Source organism: Arenimonas sp. (assembly GCF_019459675.1).
Lineage (GTDB): Bacteria > Pseudomonadota > Gammaproteobacteria > Xanthomonadales > Xanthomonadaceae > Arenimonas.
In genome coordinates this window covers 1-2,978 of sequence record NZ_JAIBFH010000217.1, presented here as the reverse complement: position 1 = coordinate 2,978, position 2,978 = coordinate 1, and the positions used below count along the sequence as shown (strand labels likewise).

General features: G+C 69.2%; 4 protein-coding genes. 2 read left to right on the top strand and 2 right to left on the bottom strand.

Annotated elements, in window-relative coordinates; all coding sequences use genetic code 11:
• Together K0M70_RS07450 and K0M70_RS07445 are read left to right on the top strand one after the other, a co-directional pair.
• A partial coding sequence (locus K0M70_RS07450) for a DUF924 family protein (RefSeq protein WP_290781115.1) occupies positions 1 to 399 on the top strand: 399 nt, incomplete at its 5' end.
• Positions 400 to 492: 93 nt separating this feature from the next.
• Positions 493 to 963, top strand: coding sequence for a DUF1456 family protein (locus K0M70_RS07445; RefSeq protein WP_290781113.1), 471 nt, complete (start codon positions 493 to 495; stop codon positions 961 to 963).
• A 37-nt stretch (positions 964 to 1,000) separates the two neighbouring features.
• Here the strand turns inward: K0M70_RS07445 and K0M70_RS07440 are convergent, their stop codons facing one another.
• Together K0M70_RS07440 and asnB are read right to left on the bottom strand one after the other, a co-directional pair.
• Positions 1,001 to 1,159 (bottom strand): oxidoreductase-like domain-containing protein, encoded by a 159-nt coding sequence (locus K0M70_RS07440; protein ID WP_290781111.1) that lies wholly within the window; start codon positions 1,157 to 1,159, stop codon positions 1,001 to 1,003.
• Between the two features lie 52 nt (positions 1,160 to 1,211).
• Positions 1,212 to 2,882 carry an asparagine synthase B gene (gene asnB / locus K0M70_RS07435; RefSeq protein ID WP_290781109.1) on the bottom strand — a complete coding sequence of 557 codons (1,671 nt, stop codon included), beginning with the start codon at positions 2,880 to 2,882 and terminating at the stop codon, positions 1,212 to 1,214.
• Positions 2,883 to 2,978: the final 96 nt, after the last annotated feature.

Here is a 2,978-nt window from a genome sequence, read left to right as displayed (position 1 = left end):
TGGTCGAGCAAGAAGCGGATGCTGCGCAGGACGTCGTTGTTGATCATGGCTTTGCAGGGGCTGGCGATGCCGGCCAGCCGCCGGGGGCGGCCATTATGGACCACCCCGGCCGTGGCGCGGGCGCTGGCGGCCGGGCGCGCCGGCGCGCTGGCCGAGCTGGCGCCGGTGCAGTGCAGTTTCCTGCTGATGCCCTACATGCACAGCGAATCGGCGGCCATCCACGTGCTTGCCGACACGCTGTACCGCGACCACGCCCCGGCGACCAACCACGAGTTCGAACTCAAGCACAAAGCCATCATCGACCGCTTCGGCCGCTACCCGCACCGCAACGCCATCCTCGGGCGCGAGCCCACGCCCGAAGAAACCGCCTTCCTGCAGCAGCCGGGCTCAAGCTTCTGACGACCCCGGTGCCGGGCGGCTACGGCCACGGCCCGGGTGGTCCATAATGGCCGCCCCCGGCCGCTGGCCGGCATCGCCAGCCCCTGGAAAGCCATGATCAACAACGACGTCCTGCGCAGCATCCGCTTCATGCTCGACCTGGGCGACAACAAGATCGTCGAGATCGCGCAGCTGGCCAACGCCGGCTTCGAGCTCGACAAGTCCGAAGTGCAGGCCTACCTGAAGAAGGAAGGCGAAGCGGGCTTTGCCGAATGTCCCGACCTGGTGCTGTCGCACTTCCTCGACGGCCTGGTGATCCACTACCGCGGCCCCGGCAGCGAAGCCGACAAGCGCCCGGTGGAAAAGCGCGTCAGCAACAACCTGGTGCTGAAGAAACTGCGCGTGGCCTTCGAGTTCAAGGACGCCGACATGCACCAGGTCTTCCAGGACGCCGGCTTCCCGGTGTCCAAGCCCGAACTGTCGGCGCTGTTCCGCGCGCCCGGGCACAAGAACTTCCGCCTGTGCGGCGACCAGATGCTGCGCAACTTCCTCAAGGGCCTGACGCTGCGCTTCCGCGGAGAGTAACGTTGGCACCAGGACCGTGCGGCGGGCGACCCCGCGGTCACTGACGCGCCAGCCACTCCGCCAGCCGCTGCTCGAAGTACGTCCGCTCGTCGGCATAGATGTCATGCACGCAGCGGTCGCAGCCGCTGTCGCAGCAGTCCGACGGCAGCGGCTTCTCCGGCGGCACGGGCGGTGGGTCGCGCTCCAGGTCACTCATGCCGGCATGATAGCCGACGCCTGTTGCGCGCCACGATGGCGGGTACCCGCGCTCAGGTCGCCGCCAGGTGCACCCCCGCCACCGCACGCCCGGACGGATCGGCTGCGGCGGCGAACGCCGGGTCCCAGGCAATGGCCGCCGGTGACGAACAGGCGATGGATTTTCCGCCGGGTATGGTTTTCGCGCAGGCGTCGCCGGGGAACTCGCGCTCGAACAGTTCGCGGTACCAGTAGGCTTCCTTGGTCTGCGGCGGGTTCACCGGGAAGCGCAGCGGGGCCTGGGCCAGCATCGAGTCGCTGACGTGCGCTTCCGCGTGCGCCTTGAGGCCATCGATCCAGCCGTAGCCGACGCCGTCGCTGAACTGTTCCTTCTGGCGCCACAGGATTTCATCGGGCAACACGCCGGTGAAGGCTTCACGCAGCACGGCCTTCTCCATGCGGCCCTTGCCGGCCATCTTGTGCGCGGCGTCCATGGACATCGCCAGGTCCATGAACTCCAGGTCCAGGAAGGGCACGCGCGCCTCAACGCCCCAGGCCATCATCGCCTTGTTGGCGCGCAGGCAGTCGTAGAGGTGCAGCGCGTCGAGCTTGCGCACCGTTTCTTCATGGAAAGCGCGGGCGTCGGGCGCCTTGTGGAAGTACAGGTAGCCACCGAAGATTTCGTCGGCGCCTTCGCCGCTGAGCACCATCTTCACCCCCATGGCCTTGATGCGCCGCGCCAGCAGGTACATCGGCGTGGACGCGCGCACGGTGGTGACGTCGTAGCTTTCGATGTGGCGGATCACGTCGGGCAGCGCGTCCAGGCCCTCTTCAAAGCGGTAGGTGTAACCGTGGTGCACCGTGCCCAGCGCCTTGGCCGCCACTTCGGCCGCGGCCAGGTCGGGTGAACCCACCAGGCCGATCGCGAACGAATGCAGGCGCGGCCACCACGCCTCGCCGCGATCGTCGTCTTCCACGCGCTGGCGGGCGAAGCGCGCCGCGCAGGCCGCCACCAGCGACGAGTCCAGCCCGCCCGACAGCAGCACGCCGTAGGGCACGTCGGTCATCAGCTGGCGGTGCACGGCCTGTTCGAAGCCCGCGCGCAGCGCCTCGGGCGACACCACCACGCCCTGGGTGGCCTCGTAGTCCCGCCAGGGCCGCTGATGGAAGGCCACCAGCGTGCCGGTGGCGCTGTCGAACACGTGGCCCGGCGGGAACGGCGCCACGTCGGCGCAGTGCCGCGCCAGCGCCTTCATCTCGGAGGCCACCCACAGGCGACCGTCGGCGTCGTGGCCCCAGTACAGCGGGCACACGCCCATCGGGTCGCGGGCGATGAGATAACGGCCCTGCGCCGCATCCCACAGCGCGAAGGCGTAGATGCCGTTGAGCCTGCCGATGCCGTCGGCGCCCGATTCGCGGTACAGGGCGTTGATCACTTCACAGTCCGAGCCGGTCTGGAAATCGTAGGGCTGGGTAAGCGCACGCTCCAGCTCGCGGTGGTTGTAGATTTCGCCGTTCACCGCCAGCGCCAGCTCGCCGTCGGCCGAGCGCAGCGGCTGGGCGCCGCCGGCGGGGTCCACGATGGCCAGGCGCTCGTGCACCAGCACGCAGTGGGCATGGGTGTACACGCCCGACCAGTCCGGTCCGCGGTGGCGCTGGCGCGCCGACAGCGACAGGGCCAGCGGCCGCAGCGGGGCCAGGTCGGCGCCCGGCCGCAGGTCGAATATTCCGAGGATCGAACACATGGGCTTACTCCGGTGGGTCGTTTCAATGGCGCAAAAGGAAACGGGCCCCCCCCGTGAATTGGGGGCGGGGGGGGGGGGGGGGGGGGGGGGGGGGCG

Coding starts and splice junctions, on each gene's coding strand:
- K0M70_RS07445 (WP_290781113.1), top strand. CDS start 493: ATGATCAACAACGACGTCCTGCGCAGCATCCGCTTCATGCTCGACCTG.
- K0M70_RS07440 (WP_290781111.1), bottom strand. CDS start 1,159: ATGAGTGACCTGGAGCGCGACCCACCGCCCGTGCCGCCGGAGAAGCCG.
- asnB (WP_290781109.1), bottom strand. CDS start 2,882: ATGTGTTCGATCCTCGGAATATTCGACCTGCGGCCGGGCGCCGACCTG.